The 19259-nt window shown below is 75.2% G+C and carries 14 protein-coding genes; 9 read left to right on the top strand and 5 right to left on the bottom strand.

Annotated elements, in window-relative coordinates; translation table 11 throughout:
* Positions 1 to 16 precede the first annotated feature (16 nt).
* The 5 genes from HUT06_RS24675 to HUT06_RS24655 all read left to right on the top strand — a co-directional run bounded on the left by HUT06_RS24675 (position 17) and on the right by HUT06_RS24655 (position 6554).
* Entirely contained in the window at positions 17 to 787 is a 771-nt protein-coding gene (locus HUT06_RS24675) for a DeoR/GlpR family DNA-binding transcription regulator (protein WP_176197904.1), read from the top strand.
* A gap of 79 nt (positions 788 to 866) precedes the next feature.
* Positions 867 to 2426 (top strand): amino acid permease, encoded by a 1560-nt coding sequence (locus HUT06_RS24670; protein WP_254715365.1) that lies wholly within the window; start codon positions 867 to 869, stop codon positions 2424 to 2426.
* Positions 2423 to 3865 (top strand): FGGY family carbohydrate kinase, encoded by a 1443-nt coding sequence (locus HUT06_RS24665; protein ID WP_176197903.1) that lies wholly within the window; start codon positions 2423 to 2425, stop codon positions 3863 to 3865. Before HUT06_RS24670 ends, HUT06_RS24665 begins: the two co-directional genes overlap by 4 nt.
* Positions 3862 to 5301 (top strand): NAD(P)/FAD-dependent oxidoreductase, encoded by a 1440-nt coding sequence (locus HUT06_RS24660; protein WP_176197902.1) that lies wholly within the window; start codon positions 3862 to 3864, stop codon positions 5299 to 5301. Before HUT06_RS24665 ends, HUT06_RS24660 begins: the two co-directional genes overlap by 4 nt.
* A complete protein-coding gene (locus tag HUT06_RS24655; RefSeq protein ID WP_176197901.1) occupies positions 5298 to 6554 on the top strand; it encodes an NAD(P)/FAD-dependent oxidoreductase in 1257 nt (418 codons plus the stop codon). The genes HUT06_RS24660 and HUT06_RS24655 overlap by 4 nt, the downstream gene beginning before the upstream one ends.
* 14 nt (positions 6555 to 6568) lie before the next feature.
* On the opposite strand, the gene HUT06_RS24650 is transcribed toward HUT06_RS24655, so the two are convergent.
* Both HUT06_RS24650 and HUT06_RS24645 read right to left on the bottom strand, forming a co-directional pair.
* Positions 6569 to 7192, bottom strand: a complete 624-nt coding sequence (locus tag HUT06_RS24650) for a glyoxalase (protein WP_176197900.1) — start codon at positions 7190 to 7192, stop codon at positions 6569 to 6571.
* Between the two features lie 48 nt (positions 7193 to 7240).
* Positions 7241 to 7597, bottom strand: coding sequence for a VOC family protein (locus tag HUT06_RS24645; protein WP_176197899.1), 357 nt, complete (start codon positions 7595 to 7597; stop codon positions 7241 to 7243).
* A 112-nt stretch (positions 7598 to 7709) separates the two neighbouring features.
* Here HUT06_RS24645 and HUT06_RS24640 point away from each other — a divergent pair, with 112 nt between their 5' ends.
* A complete protein-coding gene (locus HUT06_RS24640) occupies positions 7710 to 10496 on the top strand; it encodes a LuxR C-terminal-related transcriptional regulator (RefSeq protein ID WP_254715364.1) in 2787 nt (928 codons plus the stop codon).
* Positions 10497 to 10512: 16 nt separating this feature from the next.
* On the opposite strand, the gene HUT06_RS24635 is transcribed toward HUT06_RS24640, so the two are convergent.
* Positions 10513 to 11157, bottom strand: a complete 645-nt coding sequence (locus tag HUT06_RS24635; protein ID WP_176197897.1) for a TetR/AcrR family transcriptional regulator — start codon at positions 11155 to 11157, stop codon at positions 10513 to 10515.
* Between the two features lie 73 nt (positions 11158 to 11230).
* On the opposite strand from HUT06_RS24635, the gene HUT06_RS24630 reads away from it, so the two are divergent.
* Positions 11231 to 12703, top strand: a complete 1473-nt coding sequence (locus HUT06_RS24630) for a serine hydrolase (protein WP_176197896.1) — start codon at positions 11231 to 11233, stop codon at positions 12701 to 12703.
* Between the two features lie 5 nt (positions 12704 to 12708).
* Here the strand turns inward: HUT06_RS24630 and HUT06_RS24625 are convergent, their stop codons facing one another.
* Both HUT06_RS24625 and HUT06_RS24620 read right to left on the bottom strand, forming a co-directional pair.
* On the bottom strand, positions 12709 to 15039 hold the full coding sequence (locus HUT06_RS24625; protein ID WP_176197895.1) for a LuxR C-terminal-related transcriptional regulator: 2331 nt from the start codon (positions 15037 to 15039) through the stop codon (positions 12709 to 12711).
* A 245-nt stretch (positions 15040 to 15284) separates the two neighbouring features.
* A complete protein-coding gene (locus HUT06_RS24620) occupies positions 15285 to 16454 on the bottom strand; it encodes a PP2C family protein-serine/threonine phosphatase (RefSeq protein ID WP_176197894.1) in 1170 nt (389 codons plus the stop codon).
* Positions 16455 to 16604: 150 nt separating this feature from the next.
* Between HUT06_RS24620 and HUT06_RS24615 the strand changes: the two genes are divergently transcribed.
* Both HUT06_RS24615 and HUT06_RS24610 read left to right on the top strand, forming a co-directional pair.
* Entirely contained in the window at positions 16605 to 18113 is a 1509-nt protein-coding gene (locus HUT06_RS24615; RefSeq protein ID WP_176197893.1) for an NAD(P)/FAD-dependent oxidoreductase, read from the top strand.
* A 14-nt stretch (positions 18114 to 18127) separates the two neighbouring features.
* On the top strand, positions 18128 to 19258 hold the full coding sequence (locus HUT06_RS24610; RefSeq protein WP_176197892.1) for a hypothetical protein: 1131 nt from the start codon (positions 18128 to 18130) through the stop codon (positions 19256 to 19258).
* Position 19259 lies beyond the last annotated feature (1 nt).

Genomic DNA, 19259 nt, shown 5'->3' with positions numbered 1-19259 from the left:
AAGTCGGGCAGCGGCCGTGCTCGCGCCTGAGCGGCACCGCCGGATCGGCGAGGCGCTCCGGGACCGGTCCGTGGTGCGGACCGAGGAGCTCGCCGTCCTGCTCGGGGTGTCGGCCGAGACGGTCCGCCGCGACCTGATGGTGCTGGAGCGCCGCGGGGAGCTGGTACGGGTGCACGGCGGCGCGACCACCGTGGCCGCCGGGTCGTCGGGGGAGGAGGCGCCGTTCGCCGAGCGCGCCGGCGCCGACCGGGAGGCCAAGGCGGCCATCGGCCGCGCCGCCGCGGCGCTCGTGCGGCCGGGGCAGACCGTCATCATCGACGTGGGCACCACCGCGCTGGAGGTGGCCCGCGCGCTGCCGCCCGACCACCACGGCGTGGTCGCGACGTGCTCGCTGCTGGCGGCCGCCGAGCTGGCCGGCAGGCCGCGGGTCGAGGTGCTGGTGGCGGGCGGCCGGCTGCGGCCCGGCGACCTCGCCTGCTCCGGCGCCGGCACCGCGCGGTTCTTCGCCGACCTGAACGCCGACGTCGCCTTCCTCGGCTCCGGCGGGGTGGACGCCGCGGCCGGGCTGACCGACTACCACCTGGACGAGGTCGCGACCCGCCGCGTGATGATCGCGAACACCGTCCGCTCGTACGTGCTCGCGGACTCCCGCAAGCTCGGCCGCGTCGCCGCGCACCGCGTGTGCGGGCTGGACGCGTTCGACGAAGTGATCACCGACACGACGCCGCCACCGGCGCTGCGCGAGGCCCTGGAGGAGTCCGGCGGCCTCATCGTGGCCGCCGGGTGAGTTCACGGTGGCCGGGCGACGCTGCCACGTCACCCGGCCCGATCGCCCAACCCTCATGACACGTGCAAGGAGACGATCAATGGCCGATTCTTCCATGCCGCCGCCCGCGGCGGCGCCGGGATCCCCGGCCGGGAGCGGGTCCGGTGACGGCCTCTCGGAGTTCGGCTACGCGCAGGAGGTCAAGCGCGAGCTGGGCTGGTACGCCTCCTTCGCGGTGGCGTTCGGCTTCGTGTCGATCGCGACCGGGATCTTCACCGCCTACGGCTCGGTGCTGCAGAGCTCCGGCCCGATGGGCATCTGGACGTGGCCGGTCGTCGTGGTCGGCCAGCTGTGCGTGGCCCTCGTCTTCGGCTCGCTCGCGGCCCGGATCCCGGTCAGCGGCTACGCCTACCAGTGGACGTCCCGCCTGGCCAACCCGGTGCTGGGCTGGATCATGGGCTGGATCTCGTTCACCTTCCTCGCGGTCGTGGTGTGCGCGGTCGACTACACCATCGCCGCGACGATCCTGCCGGTGCTGTTCCAGTACGAGGGCACCAGCCAGAACGCCTGGGTCATCACCGCCGTGGTGGTGCTCCTCCAGGCGATCCTGGTGGCGCTGTCCACCCGCGCCACGCAGCGGGTCAACACCGTCGCGGTCACCATCCAGCTGATCGGCATGGTCTCGCTGACCGTGCTGCTGTTCGCCGTCGGCGCCTTCACCGGCGACCTCGACTTCGGCACCCTGTTCAGCAAGGGCGACGTCCCGAGCGAGGGCTACTACTCCCTCGGCGGGGCGACCTCGGTGGGCCCGTGGGCGCTCGGCTTCCTGCTCGGCGCGTTCACGATCGTCGGCTTCGAGTCGGCCGCGAACCTCGCCGAGGAGACCAAGAACCCCGCGCGCGTGGTGCCGAAGGCGATGGCGCAGGCCGTGCTCGGCCTGGGCATCCTCGGCATGCTGTTCCTGGTGGCGGTGACCGCGCTGGCGGAGAACCCGTCCGCGCTGGCGAAGTCCGACACCCCGGTCGCGGACGTCATCACCCGCGTGCTCGGCTCCTACGTGGGCAAGGGCCTGCTGGTGCTCGTCGTCATCTCGATCTTCTCCTGCGGCCTGGTCATCCTGCTGAGCGGGGCCCGGCTGGTGTGGGCGATGGCGCGCGACAAGCGCTTCCCCGGCTGGCAGATGCTGCGCCGCATCAACCCCTCGACCGGCACCCCGCTGAACGCCGCCGTGCTGATGTTCGCGGTCGCGCAGATCCTGCTCGCGCTGTTCGCCCGGTCCACCCAGGCGCTGTTCTCGCTGTTCTCCGCGGCGACCCTGCTGCCCGCGATCATCTACGCGGCGACGGTGGCGCTGTACCTGGCCAAGCGGCGCAACCTGCCGCCGTCCAAGGGCTTCCAGCTCGGCCGCTGGGAGGTCCCGGTGCTCGTGGTGGCCGTCTGCTGGCTGGTCTACGAGCTGATGATCTTCCGTGACGCGTCCTTCGCCGAGCCTTGGCGCTACGTCGCGGTCATGTCGGCCATCGGCGCGGTGTACTTGGCCTACCTGCTCATCCGGCACGGCACCAAGGGGCTCACCATGCCCGACATGCACGACATCGACAAGGTCCTGGACGACGACGAGCCCGGGCGTCCGGCCGAGTCCGCCGGGGGCCGCCCATGACCACCGTGCTGGCCGTCGACCAGGGCACCTCGGGCACGAAGGCCATGGTCGTGGACGGCTCCGACCGCGTCCTGAGCGTGGTGGAACTGCCGGTGCACCCCCGCTACCTGTCCGGCGGCGGGGTCGAGCAGGACCCGGGGGAGCTGCTGGACTCGGTGCTGGAGTCCGGGCGGCGCGCCGTCGCCGAGGCGGGGGCGCGGATCGACGGCGTGACCCTGGCCAACCAGGGCGAGACCGTCCTGGCCTGGGACCCCGCCACCGGTGAGCCGCTGACACCCGCGATCGTCTGGCAGGACCGCAGGTCCGCCGGGATCTGCGCCGAGCGCGCGCAGTGGGCCGGCCTGGTGGCCGACCGCACCGGCCTGGTGCTCGACCCGTACTTCTCCGCGCCGAAGATGCGCTGGATCCGGGACCGGCTCACCGGCGACGGCGTCGTCACGACGTCCGACACCTGGCTGCTGCACCGGCTCACCGGCGAGTTCGTCACCGACGCGGCGACCGCGTCCCGCTCGCTGCTCACCGACCTCGACACGGCCGCGTGGAGCCCCGAGCTGCTGGAGGTGTTCGGGCTCGCCGGCGAGCGGCTGCCGCGCATCGCCGCCTGCGACGAGATCGTCGGCGAGACGACGGCGTTCGGCGGCCGGGCCCCGGTGGGCGGCCTGGTCGTCGACCAGCAGGCCGCCCTGCTGGCCCAGCGCTGCCTGGAACCGGGCGAGGCCAAGTGCACGTTCGGCACCGGGGCCTTCCTGCTGGCCAACATGGGCACCGCGCCCGTCCGGTCCGGGTCGGGGCTGGCCGCGTCGGTGGCGTGGCGGGCGCGGGGCCGGACGTCCTACTGCCTGGACGGGCAGGTCCCCACCGCGGCCTCGGCGGTGCGCTGGCTGCGCGACCTCGGCCTGGTCGGCGGCGCGCCGGAACTCGACTCGGTCGCCGCGCCGGACGCCGACGGGGTGCTGTGCGTGCCGGCGCTGGCCGGCCTGTCGGCACCGTGGTGGGCACCGGACGCGACCGCCTCGTTCACCGGCATGACGCTGTCCACCACGGCCGGGCACCTGGTCAAGGCGGTGCTGGACGGCATCGCCGCCCAGGTCGCCGAGCTCGCGGACTGCACCGCCCGCGACACCGGCGCCGCCCTGCCGCGGCTGCGCGTCGACGGCGGCCTCACCCGCAGCCGGGTCCTGATGCAGGCCGTCGCCGACCTGCTGCAGACCCAGGTCGACGTGTACCCGTCCGAGCACGCCACGGCGCTCGGAGCCGTCGCGTTCGCGCGCAGCGCCCTCGACCCGGCGCTGCCCCTCGCGGACGCCGTCGTCGACTGGTCGCCGGACACCGCCTACACCCCCCGGATCGGGGCCGCCGAGGCCGCCGCCTTCCGGGCCCGGTGGCGGGCGGCCGTCGAGAGCTCCGCGATCGCGAAGAAGGAGAAGGAGAAGGAGTGAGCACACCGCAGACCGCGCCGGAATCCGGGCGCGTCGCCGACGTCGCGGTGATCGGGGCGGGCGTCGTCGGCTCGGCCATCGCCCGAGCCCTGGCCGGGCACCGGCTGGACGTCGTCCTGCTGGAGGCGCGCGACGACGTCGGCGACGGCACCAGCAAGGCGAACACGGCGATCCTGCACACCGGCTTCGACGCCTCGCCCGGCACCCTGGAGGCGCGCCTCGTTGCCCGGGGCTACCGGCTGCTCAAGGACTACGCCGAGCGCACCGGCATCCCCTACGAGCCGACCGGGGCGCTGCTCGTCGCCTGGGACGACGAGCAGCTCGCCGCGCTGCCGGGCCTGAAGGAGAAGGCGGAGCGCAACGGCTACGCCGACAGCGGGATCGTCGGCCCGGACGAGGTGTACCGGCAGGTCCCGGCGCTCGGCCCCGGCGCCCTCGGCGGGCTGACCGTCCCCGGCGAGTCCATCATCTGCACCTGGACGACCACGCTCGCGCTGGCCACCGACGCGGTCCGGCGCGGCGCGCGGCTGCTGCGGTCGCACCGCGTCGAGTCCGTCACCCCGGGGCCGGACGAGACCGTGCTGCACACCGGCGGCGGCGACGTCCGGGCCCGGTGGGTCGTCAACGCCGCCGGGCTCGGCGGCGACGTGCTGGACGCCCGGTTCGGCCACGACCGGTTCCACCTGCACCCGCGCCGCGGCCAGCTGCTCGTCTACGACAAGCAGGCCCGGCCGCTGGTGGACCGCATCGTGCTGCCGGTGCCGTCCAAGCTCGGCAAGGGCGTGCTGATCAGCCCGACGATCTACGGCAACGTGATGCTCGGCCCGACCGCCGAGGACATGACCGACCGCGCCGACACCTCGACCACCGAGGACGGTTACGCGTTCCTGCTGGAGCGCGGGGAGCGGATCATGCCGAGGCTGCTGCGGGAGGAGGTCACCGCGTCCTACGCGGGGCTCCGCGCGGCCAGCGACGTCTCCGACTACACGGTCGAGGTGGACGCCGGGCGGCGCTACGCGGTCGCGGGCGGCATCCGCTCCACCGGGCTCACCTCCAGCATGGCCGTCGCCGAGCACCTGCTGGGACTCCTCGGCGAGGCGGGCCTGGAGCTGCGGGAGCGCACCGACCTGCCGGACCCGCCGCGCATGCCCAACATCGGGGAGGCGTTCCCGCGCCCGTACGCCGACGCGGACCGCATCGCGGACGATCCGGAGTACGGCACGATCACCTGCTTCTGCGAGCGGGTCAGCCGCGGCGAGATCCGCGACGCGTTCGCGAGCACGATCCCGCCGCGCGACCTGGACGGGCTCCGCCGCCGCACCCGCGCCATGAACGGGCGCTGCCAGGGCTTCTACTGCGGGGCGAACGTCACCGGGATGCTGGAGCGGGCGCTGCGCGCGGCCGGCGGGGACACCGACGAGAAAGGCGAACGATGAGCACGACGCGCACCCGGCTGACGCCCGCGGTGGCCATCGTCGGCGGCGGCCCGGCGGGGCTGCGGGCCGCCCGGGAGCTCGCGGGGGCGGTTCCCGGCCGGACGCTCGTCCTCGAACGCGAGCAGTACGCCGGCGGCATCCCGCGGCACTGCGCCCACACCGGGTTCGGCGTCCGCGACCTCCACCGGGTCCTGACCGGGCCCGACTACGCCCGCCGGATGGCGGCCGCCGCCGAGCGCGCGGGCGCGGAGATCCGCACCGGCGCCATGGTGACCGGCTGGTCCGCCGGCGGCGCCCTGGAGGTCACCGCGCCGGACGGCCTGTACGAGGTCAGCGCCGGAGCGGTGCTGCTGGCGACGGGCGCCCGGGAGCGGCCCCGGACGGCGCGGCTCGTGCCCGGGGACCGTCCGGACGGCGTCTTCACCACCGGCCATCTGCAGAACCTGGTGCATCTGCAGCACCGCCGCCCGGGGCTGCGCGCGGTCGTCGTCGGCAGCGAGCTGGTCAGCTGGTCGGCCGTGCTGACCCTGCGCGAGGCGGGCTGCCGCACCGTCCTCATGACCTCGGAGCGGCCGCGCGGCGAGGCGTACGCGGCCCTTCCCGTCGCCGGCCGGCTCGGCCTGCGGGTGCCGCTGCGCACCCGCACCCGCGTCACCCGGATCATCGGCAAGCACCGCGTCAAGGCCGTCCAGATCGAGGACGTCGACACCGGCCGGCGGCACGTCGTGCCCTGCGACACGGTCGTGTTCACCGGGGACTGGATCCCCGACAACGAACTCGCCCGCTCCGCCGGCCTCGACATCGACCCCGGCACGCTCGGCCCGGCCGTCGACGGCGCGCTGCGCACCAGCCGCCCGGGGGTCTTCGCCGCCGGCAACCTGCTGCACCCCGTGGACACCGCCGACATCGCGGCCCTCGACGGCGCCCACGCGGCGCGCGGCGTCCTCGACCACCTGGCGGGAGGGGACCGTCCGGGCGAGGCCGTCCGGATCGTCGCGGCGGCGCCGCTGCGCTGGATCTCTCCCTCGACGCACCGGCCCGGCGGGCGCGGCCCCGCCCGCGGCCGGCTGCTGGCCTGGGTGGACGAGTACGTGCCGTTCCCGCGCGTCGCGGTCGTCCAGGACGGCCGCACCCTCGCCGAGCGGCGGCTGCCGTGGCCCACCGCGCCCGGCCGGGTGTTCCGCATCCCCAGCGGGATGCTGGACGCGGTCCGGCCGGACGGCGGCGACGTCCGCGTCTCGCTCCGCCGCTGACCGGCCGGGCCGGTTCAGGCCCGGCTCCGGGCGGGCGCGGGCTCCCACGCGAACCCGTCCGGGTCGGTGACGGCCTCGCCGCCGCCGACCAGGACGAGCCGGTGCGAGCCGGTGCCCGCCGGGTCCACGCCGGCGTCCTTGGCGAGGGCGCGGCGCGGGTAGAGCGCCAGCGTGACGGCCGACCCCGGGGTGTCGAACTCGGCGTACTTGCCGCCGAAGCTCTTGGCGACGGCCAGGCCGCGGCCGGTGTAGTACCGCTTGCTCGCCTTGACGTCCGCGACGCCCAGCAGCAGCGCGACCTGCTCGAACTCCGGCGCGGCGGGCGCGGAGTCCTTCTTCTTCGAGGACGCGATCTTCCAGATCGCGCCGTCCGGGGCCTGGACGAAGCCGCCGTAGCCCCAGAAGGACTTCTCGGTGGGCTGCAGCACCGCGGCACCGGCGCCGGTGGCGGCGGCGATGAGCGCGTCGACGTTGCCGGGCTGGGACGCGACGAGCGACAGCGCGAAGCCGCGGAAGCCGGTGGTCGGCTCGTCCGAGGCGCGGACGTCCACGTGGTCGGAGAGGCCGAAGGCCGAGTAGAAGGCCTCCGCGGCGGCGGTGTCGGCGACTTCGAGGGTGATGGATTCGAAGGAGTTCATGACGCTTCTTTCTGGTGAGGGGTCCGGCGTCTTCTGGGGCAGGTGGAGTCAGCTGTCCTGGATCAGCCCGAGGACGTTGCCGTCCGGGTCGGTGACGGTGGCGACCAGGCGTCCGCCGCCGACGTCGTGCGGGGCCTCCTTGACGGCCGCGCCGGCGGCGGTCAGCTCGGCGGTCTTCGCCTCGATGTCCGGCACGTGCCAGTAGGCCACCGGCGAGGTCATGCCCTGCGGCCCGCCGTCCGGGACCAGCCCGATGTGCTGGCCGCCGACCTCGAACCCGACGTAGTACGACGAGTCGGTCTGCGGGGCCGTGCCGAGCAGGGCGGCGTAGACGGCCTTGGCCTTGGCCAGGTCGCTCACGGGGTGCAGGACGGTCTTGATTCCCTGACTGGGTGCGTTGCTCATGGCTCATAGCCTGGCTCCAGGCCCGGTCCGGCCACATCCGTGCCGACTACGGAGCCGCCTACGGACCGCCGGCACGGATCACGCACGGAGGGGGCTGCGCCACAATGGGGCCGTGGCCGTGACAGTGGACATTTCGCCCCGAGAAGCCGAGGTACTGGAGCTGGTCGGGGACCATCTCAGCAACGCCGAGATCGCGGCGCGGCTGTTCATCTCGGTCCGCACCGCCGAGAGCCACGTCTCCTCGCTGCTGCGGAAGCTGGACGTCCCGGACCGGCGGGCGCTCGCCGCGCAGGCCGCCGCGAGCCGCCGCGCTCCCGGCACCGCGGAGACGGTGCCCGCCCTGCCGGCCCCGTTGACGACGTTCGTCGGGCGGGCGGCCGAGCGCGCCGAACTGGCCGCGCTGATCGGGCGGCACCGGCAGGTGACCGCGGTCGGCCCCGGCGGGGTGGGCAAGACGCGGCTCGCGCTGGCGGTGGCGGCGGACGCGGCCGGCGCGTTCGCCGACGGGGTGTGGTTCGTCGACCTGGTGCCGGTCACCGGCCCGGGCATGGTCGCGGACGCGGTCGCCGCCGCGCTCGGCCTCGGCGAGCAACCCGGCCGCGGCATGGCCGACTCGGTGGCGGCGGCGCTGGCCGACCGGCACGTCCTGCTCGTCCTGGACAACTGCGAGCAGGTGCGGGACGGCGTGGCGCCGTTCCTGGAGAACCTGCTCGCCGCGTGCCCCCGGGTGACGGTGCTCGCGACGAGCCGAGCCCGGCTGATGGTGCCGTTCGAGCGGGCCTACCCCGTCCCGCCGCTGTCGCTGTCCGACGACGGCGGGGCGGACGCGGTCGCGCTGTTCAAGGAGCGCGCGACGGCGATCGGCTGGCCGCTGGACCCGCCCCTGCACGACCACATCCGCTCCATCTGCGAGCGGCTGGACGGCATGGCGCTGGCGATCGAGCTGGCCGCCGCCCGGTACCCCACGCTCGGGCTGGACGGTCTCACCGCCGCGCTGTCGCACCCGCTGCGGATGCTCACCGGCGGTTCCCGCGCCGACGACCGGCACCGCTCGGTGCGGGCGGCGGTCGACTGGAGCCACGCCCTGCTGGAGCCGGTCGAACGGGAGCTGCTGCGGCGCGTGTCGGTGTTCGTCGCGCCGTTCACCGCCGCCGCGGCGGCCGAGGTGGCCGGGGTGGGGGAGGGCGCCGCCGTGGACGGGCTGGCCCGCCTCGCCGAGCAGAGCCTGCTGGCCGTGCGGGCGTCCGGGGGAGCGACCCAGTACCGGGCCCTGGAGACGATCCGGCAGTACGGGACCGAGCGGCTCGCCGAGGCCGGCGAGCTGGCCGGCACCCGCGCCCGGCACCTGCGCTGGTGCCTGGCCGGGGCCGCCGGCCTCGCCGCCGCCGGAGCGGACCGGCGGCCCCGCTTCGACGCCCTCGCCGACGACCTCCGCGCCGCCCTCGCCTGGGCGGCCGGCGAGCCGGAGCACCGCGCGGACGCCCACGACCTCGCGCGGCACCTGGCGGAGCTCGCCTTCACCCGCAACCTGGTCGGCGAGTCGCAGCAGCGGTACGAGCAGGCCGCCGCGCTCGCCGGCGGCCCGGGCGCCGCCGCGGCGATGCTCCGGGACGCCGCCGCCGTCGCCGGGTGCCGCATGCAGGGCGACGACATGTACCGCCTGCACCGCGCCGCCGCGGACGCCGCCCGCCGCGCCGGGGAGGCCGCGCGCTCCGCCGCCGACCTGGCCACCGCCGCGACCACCGTGTACCGCTTCGCGGGCACGTTCGTCCGGCCGCCGTCCCCGGCGGAGACGCTCGCGCTGATCGCCGAGGCGCGGGAGCACGCGGGCGGCGATCCCGCCGCGCGCGCCGCCGTCGCGCTGGCCGAGGCGGCCTCGGCCGCCGACGCGTTCGGCGCCGACCAGGACCCGCGCGGCGACGCCGTGGCGCAGACCCTCGCGCGCGCCGAGCGCGCGGCCGACCTCGCCCACCGCACCGGCTCCGCGCCCGCCGAGTCCGCCGCGCTCGACGCGCTCGCCGCCGTGCAGAGCTGGGTCGGCGACCCGTTCGCCACCGCGGCCACGGCCCGCCGCCGGGTGACCCTGCTGTCGTCCGCGCCGGCCGGCCCCGCCGTCACCCACGAGCTCGTCCAGGCGCTCGGCGAGGCGGCCCAGACCGCGATCGGCGCGGGCGACCTGCCCGGCGCGCGGCGCTGGGCGCGGATGCTCGCCGACCATCCGTCGCTGGCCGAGGTGGGGCACCGCGCGACGAGTTGGCAGCTCGTCGCGGACGCGCTCGCGGGCGAGGCCGGCGGCGTGCTCACCGGCGCCGTCCGGTTCCTGGACGCCTGGCGGAGCGGCGGCCCCGTGCGGCCGGACCTCGAACCGGCGGTGACGGCCGTCGCCGCGGTCCACGGCCTGCGCGGCGACCAGGCGGCCCGGCGGGAGTGGGACGCGGTCATGGCGGAATTCGGCACGTCACCGGGCCGGCTCCACGGCTACGGCGCGGTCTTCGACGCCCTGCTGCTCCTCCACGACGGACGGGCGGCGGACGCGCTGGAGCGGACGGCCCCCGAGCCCGGCGAGGTCTGGAGGTGGGTCACCTGGACCTGGCTCCACTGGTACGTCGCGCTGCGCGCGGAGGCCACCGTGCTCGCCGGCGGCCCCGGCGCCCGCGACCGCCTGGCCGGCGCCCGCGAGCTCACCGAGGGCAATCCGGTGGCCGGAGCCATCGTGGAGCGCGCGGAGGCGCTACTGGACGGCGACACGAAGCGGCTGCTCGCCACGGCGGACGCGTTCGACGCCGCGGGCTGCCGCTACCAGTCGGCGCGGACCGCCGTGCTCGCGGGCGGCGAGCACGCCGCACGCGGGGCGGAGGCGCTCACGGCCCTCGGCCTCGCGCCCATGACCGTCCGCTAGCCGGAACCGGGCCCGGTCACCGCCCCTGGTACTGGCGGCACTCGCCGGTGAAGACGGCGGCGAGCTCGGCCTCGATGATCGTGCCCGCCAGCCGCTCGGCGGGCGTGCCGTCCACGCCGCCGGGATCGCGGTAGACCTGCGCCGCGAGGCCGTCGGTCACGGCGGCGAGGCGGACGGCCGCGGGCCACGGGTCCAGGCCGGGCTCGACCTCTCCGCACTCCTTGCCGTTGCGGACGGCCCGCGCGATGTCGGCGCGCAGCGCGCGGGCCGTCCGGATGTCGACCTCGGCGAGCGCGGGGGCGTCCAGGGCGCGGCCGGCGAAGGCCCTGGCGACGCGGAACTCGGTGCGGCGCTCCTCGTTCAGCGGCAGCAGTTCCGCCATCGCCTCGGCCAGCACGTGCGAGATGGGCCGCCGGTGCCGCGTCCCGGCCCGGACCCGCTCGTCGATCCTGCTCCGGATCCGCTCGCTGACGTGGCCGAAGGCGTGCAGGAGCATGTCGTCCTTGGTGCGGAAGTAGTGCTGCACCAGGCCGACCGAGATCCCGGCGGCGGCGGCCGTGCGGGCCACGGTGACGGCGTCCAGGCCGTGCTCGGCTATCAGGCCGCAGACGGCGACCGCGATCTGCCGGCGGCGCTGCTCATGGTCGGCTGTCCTCGGCACTTGATAACCATACCACCGTACGATAAAAACCGTATGTCCATATTGTTATCCCCTCACAACTTGCGAGGACCCCATGCGCAGCCGTCTGCGGCGTGCCGCCGCGGGCCTGGCGGCCCTGCTGCTCGTGCTCGTCTGCACCCCGATCGCGCCCGCCCAGGCCCGGACCGATCGGTACGGGGACATCGACGCCTTCGTCCGGGACCGGATGGAGGACGCCGGCGTCCCCGGGCTCTCCTACGCCGTCGTCGGGCCCGGCGGTCCGCTCCACCAGCGCTGGTGGGGGACCGACGGCCGCGGCGACCGCGTCACCGCCCGGACCCCGTTCCTGTGGGGCTCGGTCGCCAAGCCGGTCACCGGCACCGCCGTGATGGCCCTGGTCGAAGCGGGCCGGCTCGGCCTGGACGACCGGGTCACCGAGCACCTGCCCGGCTTCCGCTTCGGCGGCGCGGCGCACGCCTCCAAGGTCACGGTCCGCCACCTGCTGAACCAGACCTCCGGCCTGCCCGCCTCCGCCACCTTCGAGGTCGCCGACTGCCTGGACGCCGACTGCCCGCGTCCGGCCGGACGCCTGCGCGCCCTGGACGGGGTGGAGCCCCTCGGCCCGCCCGGCACCGCCTACGCCTACACCAGCGCCAACTACCTGGTCCTGACCGCCGTGGTCGAGGCAGTAACCGGCCGCCGCTACGCCGACCACCTGCGGGAGGCCGTGCTCGCCCCGGCGGGCATGGACGGCGCCATCGCCGACGCGGCCTCGGCGCGCGAGCGCCGCCTCGCCCCCGGCCACCGGCTGCTGTGGGGGCTGCCCGCCGCGACCGCGGGCGGGTTCGACGACTCCGGCGCCGGCTACGGCTACCTGGGCGGCGACCTCGGGGACCTGGCCGCCTTCGCCGCCTTCCAGCTCCGCGGCGCACCGGGCGTCCTGTCGCCCGGATCGGTGCGCCTCATGCGCCGGGAGGGCACGCTCCAGCCGACCGGGGCCGGGACGGGCTACGGCCTGGGCTGGCGGGTCGGCGGCCTGGACGCACCGCTGGACCGCGCCGTCTGGCACACCGGCGGCACTCCCGGCTACTCGGCGATGGTGTTCCTGCTACCGGAGCGGAACCTCGCCCTGGTCCTCCAGCAGAACCTGTACGGGCTCCTCCAGGACGGGGCGGTCATGCACATCGGCTTCGGCGCCGCCCGGATGCTCGCGGGCGGGCGGCCGGGCCCCGCCCCGTCCGCCGCGCCGTACTACCTGGCCGTCGGCACGGCCACGGCGCTGGCCGCCGCGCTCATCCTCGCGGCCGGACGCTCCGCATGGCTCCTGCGCCGCCCCGCGTCCACCGCCACCGGCCTGCGCGGCACCGCCGCGACGGGCGCCTGGATCCTGGCGGGCGCGCTGCCGTGGATCGCCGCGGTACCGCTCATGCGGATGGGCCTGCGCCAGGTCTGGACATGGGTTCCGGACGCGACGGCCGCGCTCGGCGCCGCCGCCACCGCCGGCGCCGCCACCGCCGTCCTGCGCCTCGTCCTCGCCCTGCGGTCCAGAAGGAGCCGGACGCGCTGATCCGCTCAGCTGGACGAGGCGTCCTGCGCGGTGATCCAGGCGGCGATCTGGGCGCGGGAGGAGTAGCCGAGCTTGGCGAGGATGTGCTCGAGGTGGGAGTCGGCGGTGCGCTTGGCGATCGTGAGCCGTTCGGCGATGTCGCGGTTGGACAGCCCCTCGGCCACCAGCACCGCGACCTGCAGTTCGCGTTCGGTCAGCGGGTGCGCGCCGCCCGCCGGCCGGGCGGCGGGTCCGCCGGGGGCGGCCGCCGGCTCGCCGAGCGCGTCGTCGACGGCCTGGGCGAGCGGCATCCGCTGGCCCTCCTCGAAGGCCGCGCGGTAGCGCTCCTCGCCGAGGGCCTTGACCGCCTGGTCGATGTGGACGTCCCGGAGCACGGCGTGGTGGGGGCCGAACCAGGCGGTCTGGGTGGTCTCGCGCATCCGGTCGGACGCCCCGAGGAGCCGTGCGGCGCGGACGAACTCGCCGCCGCTGCACAGGCATCCGGCGATGCCCTCCAGCCCGAGGGTCACGCCCAGCCCGTCGTTGAGGTCGCGCTTGATGCGGAGCGACCGGCGGAGCCGCCGCAGCGACGCGTCGAGGTCGCCGGAGAGCCACAGCGCCAGCCCGCCGACGAGCATGCCGTAGGAGCGGGCCCACAGCTCGCCGCGCTCCTCGCCGAGCCGGACGGCCCGGTCGCCGTGCGCGACGGCCGCGGGCAGGTCGTTGCCGAACAGGTGCGCCAGCGCCCGGAACACCTCGGTGAGCAGGACGAACAGGTCGTCGTAGCCGGTCTCGCCGTACAGGTCGCCGGCGGTGCCGAGCAGCCGCAGCGACAGGTCGAAGTCGCCGGCGAACAGCGCCGCGACGCCCTGGCCGGCCAGGGCGGCGGCGCAGCCGTCCCGGTCGTCCTCCGCCCGCGCCTGCGCCAGCGCCCGCTCCAGCAGTTCGCCCGAGACGGCGAGGTCGTTCTGGAGCGTCATCGTCAGCGCGGCGACCGTGAGGAAGTCCGACCAGCCGGGCCCGGTGGTGTCGCGCGTCTCCAGCAGCCGGTCCATCCAGTGGCGGCTCTCGCCGAGGATGCCGTTCAGCGCCCAGAAGCGGCCGAGGGCGCCCATGGACTCCCGGAGGATCTCCTCGTCCGCCGCCGGCAGCACCTGCCCGAGCAGCGCCCGGATGTTGGCGCGCTCGCAGCCGAACCAGTCGAGCCAGCGGACCTGCGCCGCGCTGGACAGGTCCAGGCGGGCGCGGCGCAGCAGCCCGGCGTACCAGCCGAAGCAGCGGTCCCGGAGCCGGACCTCCTCGCCCGGTCCCTGCGCGGCGAGGCGCTCGGCGCCGTACTCGCGCAGGGTGTCGAGCATCCGGTAGCGGACGCGGCCGCCGCGGTCGGCGCGCTGCACGACCGACTTCTCCAGCAGGCCCGTGAGCACCTCGACGATCTGCGCGGCGGGCAGCCCGCCGCCGGCGCAGACCTGCTCGACCGCGTCCAGGTCGAAGTCGGTGGCGAACACCGACAGCCGGGCCCACAGCAGCCGCTCCTCGGCCGAGCACAGCTCGTGGCTCCAGTCGACCGCCGCGCGCAGCGTCTGGTGGCGCTGCAGGCCGGTGCGCCGGCCGCGGACCTGGAACAGGTGCGTGCCGAGCCGGCCGAGCATCTGGTCCAGCGAGAACGTCCGCAGCTGGACGGCGGCGAGCTCGATCGCCAGCGGGATGCCGTCGAGGCGGTCGCACAGCCGGACGACGACGTCGCGGTCGTCGCCGGTGAGCGTCCACCCCTGGACGGTCGCGGCGGCGCGCTCGGCGAACAGCTTCACCGAGTCGCACTCCTCGCCGTCGGCGGCGCCCGGACCCGGCCGCGGCCGGCCGAGCGGCGCGACGCGGAAGGTGTACTCGCCCATCACGTCGAGGGGCTGGCGGCTGGTCGCCAGGACGCGCAGCCCGGGGGCGGCGCGCAGCAGCAGCTCGGCCAGCATCGCGCAGTCGTCGACCAGGTGCTCGCAGGTGTCCAGGACGAGCAGCAGCCGCAGGTCGGCGAGGTGGTCGGCGAGCCGCGCGATGGCGGAGTCGCCCCGCTCGGCCACCCCGAGCGCGTCGCAGATCGTCTGCGCCAGCAGGGTCGGCTCCGTCAGCCCCGAGAGCCCGACGAAGGCCACCCCGTCGTCGAAGGCGCCCTGCGCGAGGCCGGCGGTGCGCACCGCGAGCCTGGACTTGCCGACTCCGCCCGGCCCGGTCAGCGTGATGAGCCGGTGGGTCTCGATGAGCCGCCGTACCTGCTCCAGTTCCGCCTTGCGGCCGATGAAGCTGGTGAGTTCCGCGGGCAGTCTTCCCGTCTGCCGTTCCAGTGCCGCGGTCAGCGACAAGGCCGCCTCCAGTCAGCTACGCCGTAAGTCCGGCTACCAGGGGGACCCTTGAAGTGTAGTCAACATGACACGGACGGCTACCGTATTCGCGAACGGCTCATGAATCGGTACGTAGGATCGGTTCTTCTACCGATGTGCTCCCACCGCCGCTCCGGCCAGGCTGTGTCTCGGCCTTGGCGGGGCCGGCGCCCCGCCAAGGCGCTCCCGGCGCCCCCGCTGGGGTGCGCATGCCCGGCGGCCGGGGATCAGGGGGGGACCTCCGGCCGCCGGGTCGGGGGGCGGCCCGGCGCGGTCGCCGGTTCTCTGTGGAGGATCAGGAGCGCGGTGTCGTCCGCCAGTCCGCCCCGCGTGTACTCCTGCAACTCGTGGCGGACGGTCGGGGCGATGTCCGCCGCGGGGACGTCCTTCCAGGAGACCACGCGCTCTTCCAGCGGGTAGAACTCGCCGGCCGGGTTCCGGGCCTCGGTGACGCCGTCGGTGCACAGCAGCAGTGTGGAGCCGTACGGAAAGTCGAACCATTTCACGGGGCGCGGCTCGGAACTGAGGGAGGCCAGCCCGAGCGGGACGGACGCCTCGCCGAGCGGCACCCGGCCGGTGCGCTCCTCGTCGATGAGGTAGGGCGGGATGTGGCCGCAGTTGATGGCCTGGACCTTGGTCTCCGAGCCGACGCCCAGCACGAACGCGGTGACGAAGCGCTCTTCCTCGCCGGTCTGGACGGCGAAGGAGTTGTGCCGCAGCACCGACTTCTCGAGCGTCTCCACGACGCCGCTGAGGGTGGGCTCCGCCAGTGCCGCCTCGCGGAAGGAGCTGAGCACCGAGAACGCCGTGCTGATCGCGGGCAGCCCCTTGCCCTGGACGTCGGCGATGAACGCGCGGCTGCCGTACGGCGTGGCCATGACCTCGTAGACGTCGCCGCCGACCAGGCTGTCCTCCTCGACCGGTTCGTACAGGCCGTGGGCGGTGAGCTCATCGGTGGCCAGGGGGAACGGGCGCAGGATCTGGCGCTGCAGGGCGGCCGCGGCGGAGCGCAGCCGGGTGATCTCCCCTTCCCGGTGGACGCGCCGCTCCGCCTGGGCCACGCTCAGCCCGTTCAGCGCGATGGCGAAGACGAGGACGCTCGCGTTGGCCGCCGCGCCGTCCAGCGGGCTGCGGATGAGGGAGCCGGCGATGACCAGGGTCGCCCACCCGGACGCGACCGCGGTCTGCCGGACCGTCCCCCGCCCGGAGATGAGGGTCGGCAGGAAGACCAGGAAGGGGGCCAGGCCGGTCTCCCGGCTGAGGACGACGCCGGTGACCGCGAGGACCGCCGTGATCCCGACGAGCCAGAGCACCACGGCCGGCCAGCTGAGCGGAGCGGTGCGCCCGCTCCGCCTCGGGGCGGCGGCCGGGCCGCCCGGATCGTTCGAGACGCGCACCCTTCGCTCCCGCCGGAACCGTCAGTCTTGTGATCATTAGAACACGGACCGTGAACGGGGTGTGCGGGGGCCTTGCCGCGGGCCGGGGCATTGACGCGCGTCCGTCGCCAATCATACATTCATCCATCATCTGTATGAATGGAGGCTCGGATGCGCGGACGGACGGCCGTGGTGCTCGGCGGCAGCGTGGCGGGGCTGTGCGCCGCGGGGGTGCTCGCGCGGCACTTCGACGAGGTGGTCGTCCTGGAGCGGGACCGGATCCCGCCGGACGCCGAGCACCGCCGGGGCGTCCCGCAGAGCAAGCACCCGCACTTCCTGCTCAACTCCGGCCGCCGCGCGATCGGCGAGATCTTCCCCGGGTTCGAGGAGGCCCTGATCGCCGCCGGCGGGATGCGGCTGATGCCGTCGATGGACGCCGCGTACTGCGAGAACGACGGCTGGGCGCCGCGCAAGTCGGGATCGATGACGATGGTCTACAGCTCCCGGCTGCTCATCGAGCGGGTCCTGCGGGACAGGGTCCGCGAGCTGCCGGCCATCGAGATCCGCGAGGGCGCGACCGTCACCGGGCTCCGCTCGGCCGGCGGCGGCACCGCGCGCGGGCGCGTCGAGGGTGTCGAGTACCGCACCGGTGACGGCGAGGAGTACCTCGCCGCCGACCTGGTCGTGGACGCGCTGGGACGCGGGTCCTCGGTCGTCGACTGGCTCCGCGAGGCCGGCTGGCCCGCGCCGCCCGAGCGGACCCTCGACGCCAAGGTCACCTACACCTCCCGCTGGTACGACCTGCCGCCCGCCGGGCGGCGGCCGGAGTCGTGGTGGTGGCGGCACCTGGTCATCACGCCGGCGCAGGACACCGGCCGCCACCCCGAGGAGCACGAGTTCCTCAGCAACTTCTTCCCGATCGAGGGCGACCGCGCCATCGTGTGCATGGGGTCGTGGGGCATCAAGATGCCGAGCAGGCCGGACGCGTTCGAGGCGGCCGTGGACCGCGTGCGGGCTCCGGCCTTCGGGCAGGCGGCCCGCGCGTGCACGCCCGTCTCCGAGGTGCATCTGACCCGTTCCACCGGCAACCGGTGGCGCCGCTTCGACCTGCTCGACACGCCCCCGGCCGGGCTGGTCTGCGTCGGCGACTCGATCTGCGCCTTCAACCCGTTCTACGCCCAGGGCATGAGCTCGGCCGCCCGCTCCGCGCTCATCCTCGGCGCGGTGCTGCGCCGCCGCGGCGCCCTCGACCCCGCCTTCCTCCGCGAGTTCCTCGCCCTGCAGAAGAAGTCCCTCGACGTGCCGTGGATGCTCGCGATGGCCCGCGACCAGGCCTACGACTTCGCGACCGGGACCGAGGTCGCCGCACCCTGGCGGCGCCGGCTGACCGCGCGGTTCAGCTGGCCGGTGTTCAACGCCATCACCGCCGCCGGACGCGAGGACGCCTACGTCGAGCGGACGTTCGCGCAGGTGTTCAACCTCGACCGGTCGCTGCGGGAGATGGCCGCCGACCCCCGGTTCTGGTTCGGGATCGTCCGCTACCAGGTGCGCCGGCGGCTCGGCCGCACGGTCGTCCCCTACGGGTTCGACGAGCGGGAGGACCCGCCCGGCACCGACTTCACCGGCTACACCGGCCCGCCGGCGGCGGGCCCCGACCGCGGCGACCTCGTCGGCGCGTGAGCGGAGGACGAGCGATGGACCGCACCTGCGACGCGGTGGCCGAGCGGATCGCCGAAGGGCTGGGCTTCTCCTGCCGCGACGCCCACCCGTTCGTGACCGTCCGCGACCCGTTCGGCCTGGAGAGCGGCACCATGCCGGTCCTGGAGCTGCTCATCGTCGGCGGCGCGGTGTTCGCCCTCGTCCACGCGTGGCGGCGGTGGCGGCGCGACGGCGACCCGGTCAACCTCGCGCTGTGGACCGCCTCGGTCGTGTACCTGGCCGTGATCGAGCCGCCGCTCTACTTCCCGGGCTGGTTCGGCCTTGAGGAGCACGTCGGGTTCATCTTCTCCCACAACGTGTTCACCGTGCAGTTCATGTACGACCGGCTGCCGCTCTACATCATCGCCTTCTATCCGGCGCTGTCGCAGCTCGCCTACGAGCTGGTCCGGGCCCTCGGCGTGTTCGCGCGGCGCGGCCCGCTGGCCGGCTCGGTGGCGGTCGCGTTCGCCTGCCAGGTCTTCTACGAGGTCTTCGACCACCTCGGCCCGCAGCTGAAGTGGTGGGCGTGGAACCCCGCCAACGAGATGATCAACCAGCCGGCGCTCGCCTCGGTGCCGATGAACAGCATGCTGCTGTTCGCGTCGGTGTCGTTCGGCGCGATGACCTACCTCGCGGTCCGCCTGACCGCGCCGAGGGACGGCCGCGGCCCGCTCGGCGGCGCGCGGGTCGGCTGGCGGTCCGCCGTCGCGGGCGCGGTGACGCCGCTGGCGATGATCATCGTGAGCGCGCCCAGCGGCGCGTTCCGGGGCGAGGACCAGCTCGGGATCCAGCGCGCCGTCCTCAGTGCGGAACTCGCCGTGGTCTGGGTCGCCGGGCTGCTGCTGCTCGCGGACGCCGTGCGCGCGCCGCGCGGGGGAGCGGTTCCGCCGGTGGCGTCGCCGCTGTTCGTGCGGATCTACCCGGCGCTCTACCTCGGCGTCCTCGCCGTCCTCTGGCTGGTCGCCATGCCCGACTACCTCGCGTCGGACGGCGGCGTCACCGAGCAGGGCACGCCGGTCGGCAGCCTCTGGTACGTCGTGCTGTGCGCCGTCGCCGCGGCGGGGCTCATCGGCGCCGCACTGCGCGCGGTCGCGGCGCGCCCGGCCGCGGAGCCTGTGGGATCCTGAT

The sequence above is a fragment of the Actinomadura sp. NAK00032 genome, from assembly GCF_013364275.1.
GTDB lineage: Bacteria > Actinomycetota > Actinomycetes > Streptosporangiales > Streptosporangiaceae > Spirillospora.
The sequence above is the reverse complement of the archived record's forward strand: the minus strand, read 5'-3'. Positions and strand labels throughout refer to the sequence as shown.

Excerpts from the sequence above, each read along its gene's own strand:
- HUT06_RS24670 (WP_254715365.1), top strand. The coding sequence starts at position 867 with ATGGCCGATTCTTCCATGCCGCCGCCCGCGGCGGCGCCGGGATCCCCG.
- HUT06_RS24665 (WP_176197903.1), top strand. The coding sequence starts at position 2,423 with ATGACCACCGTGCTGGCCGTCGACCAGGGCACCTCGGGCACGAAGGCC.
- HUT06_RS24655 (WP_176197901.1), top strand. The coding sequence starts at position 5,298 with ATGAGCACGACGCGCACCCGGCTGACGCCCGCGGTGGCCATCGTCGGC.
- HUT06_RS24650 (WP_176197900.1), bottom strand. The coding sequence starts at position 7,192 with ATGAACTCCTTCGAATCCATCACCCTCGAAGTCGCCGACACCGCCGCC.
- HUT06_RS24645 (WP_176197899.1), bottom strand. The coding sequence starts at position 7,597 with ATGAGCAACGCACCCAGTCAGGGAATCAAGACCGTCCTGCACCCCGTG.
- HUT06_RS24630 (WP_176197896.1), top strand. The coding sequence starts at position 11,231 with ATGCGCAGCCGTCTGCGGCGTGCCGCCGCGGGCCTGGCGGCCCTGCTG.
- HUT06_RS24615 (WP_176197893.1), top strand. The coding sequence starts at position 16,605 with ATGCGCGGACGGACGGCCGTGGTGCTCGGCGGCAGCGTGGCGGGGCTG.
- HUT06_RS24610 (WP_176197892.1), top strand. The coding sequence starts at position 18,128 with ATGGACCGCACCTGCGACGCGGTGGCCGAGCGGATCGCCGAAGGGCTG.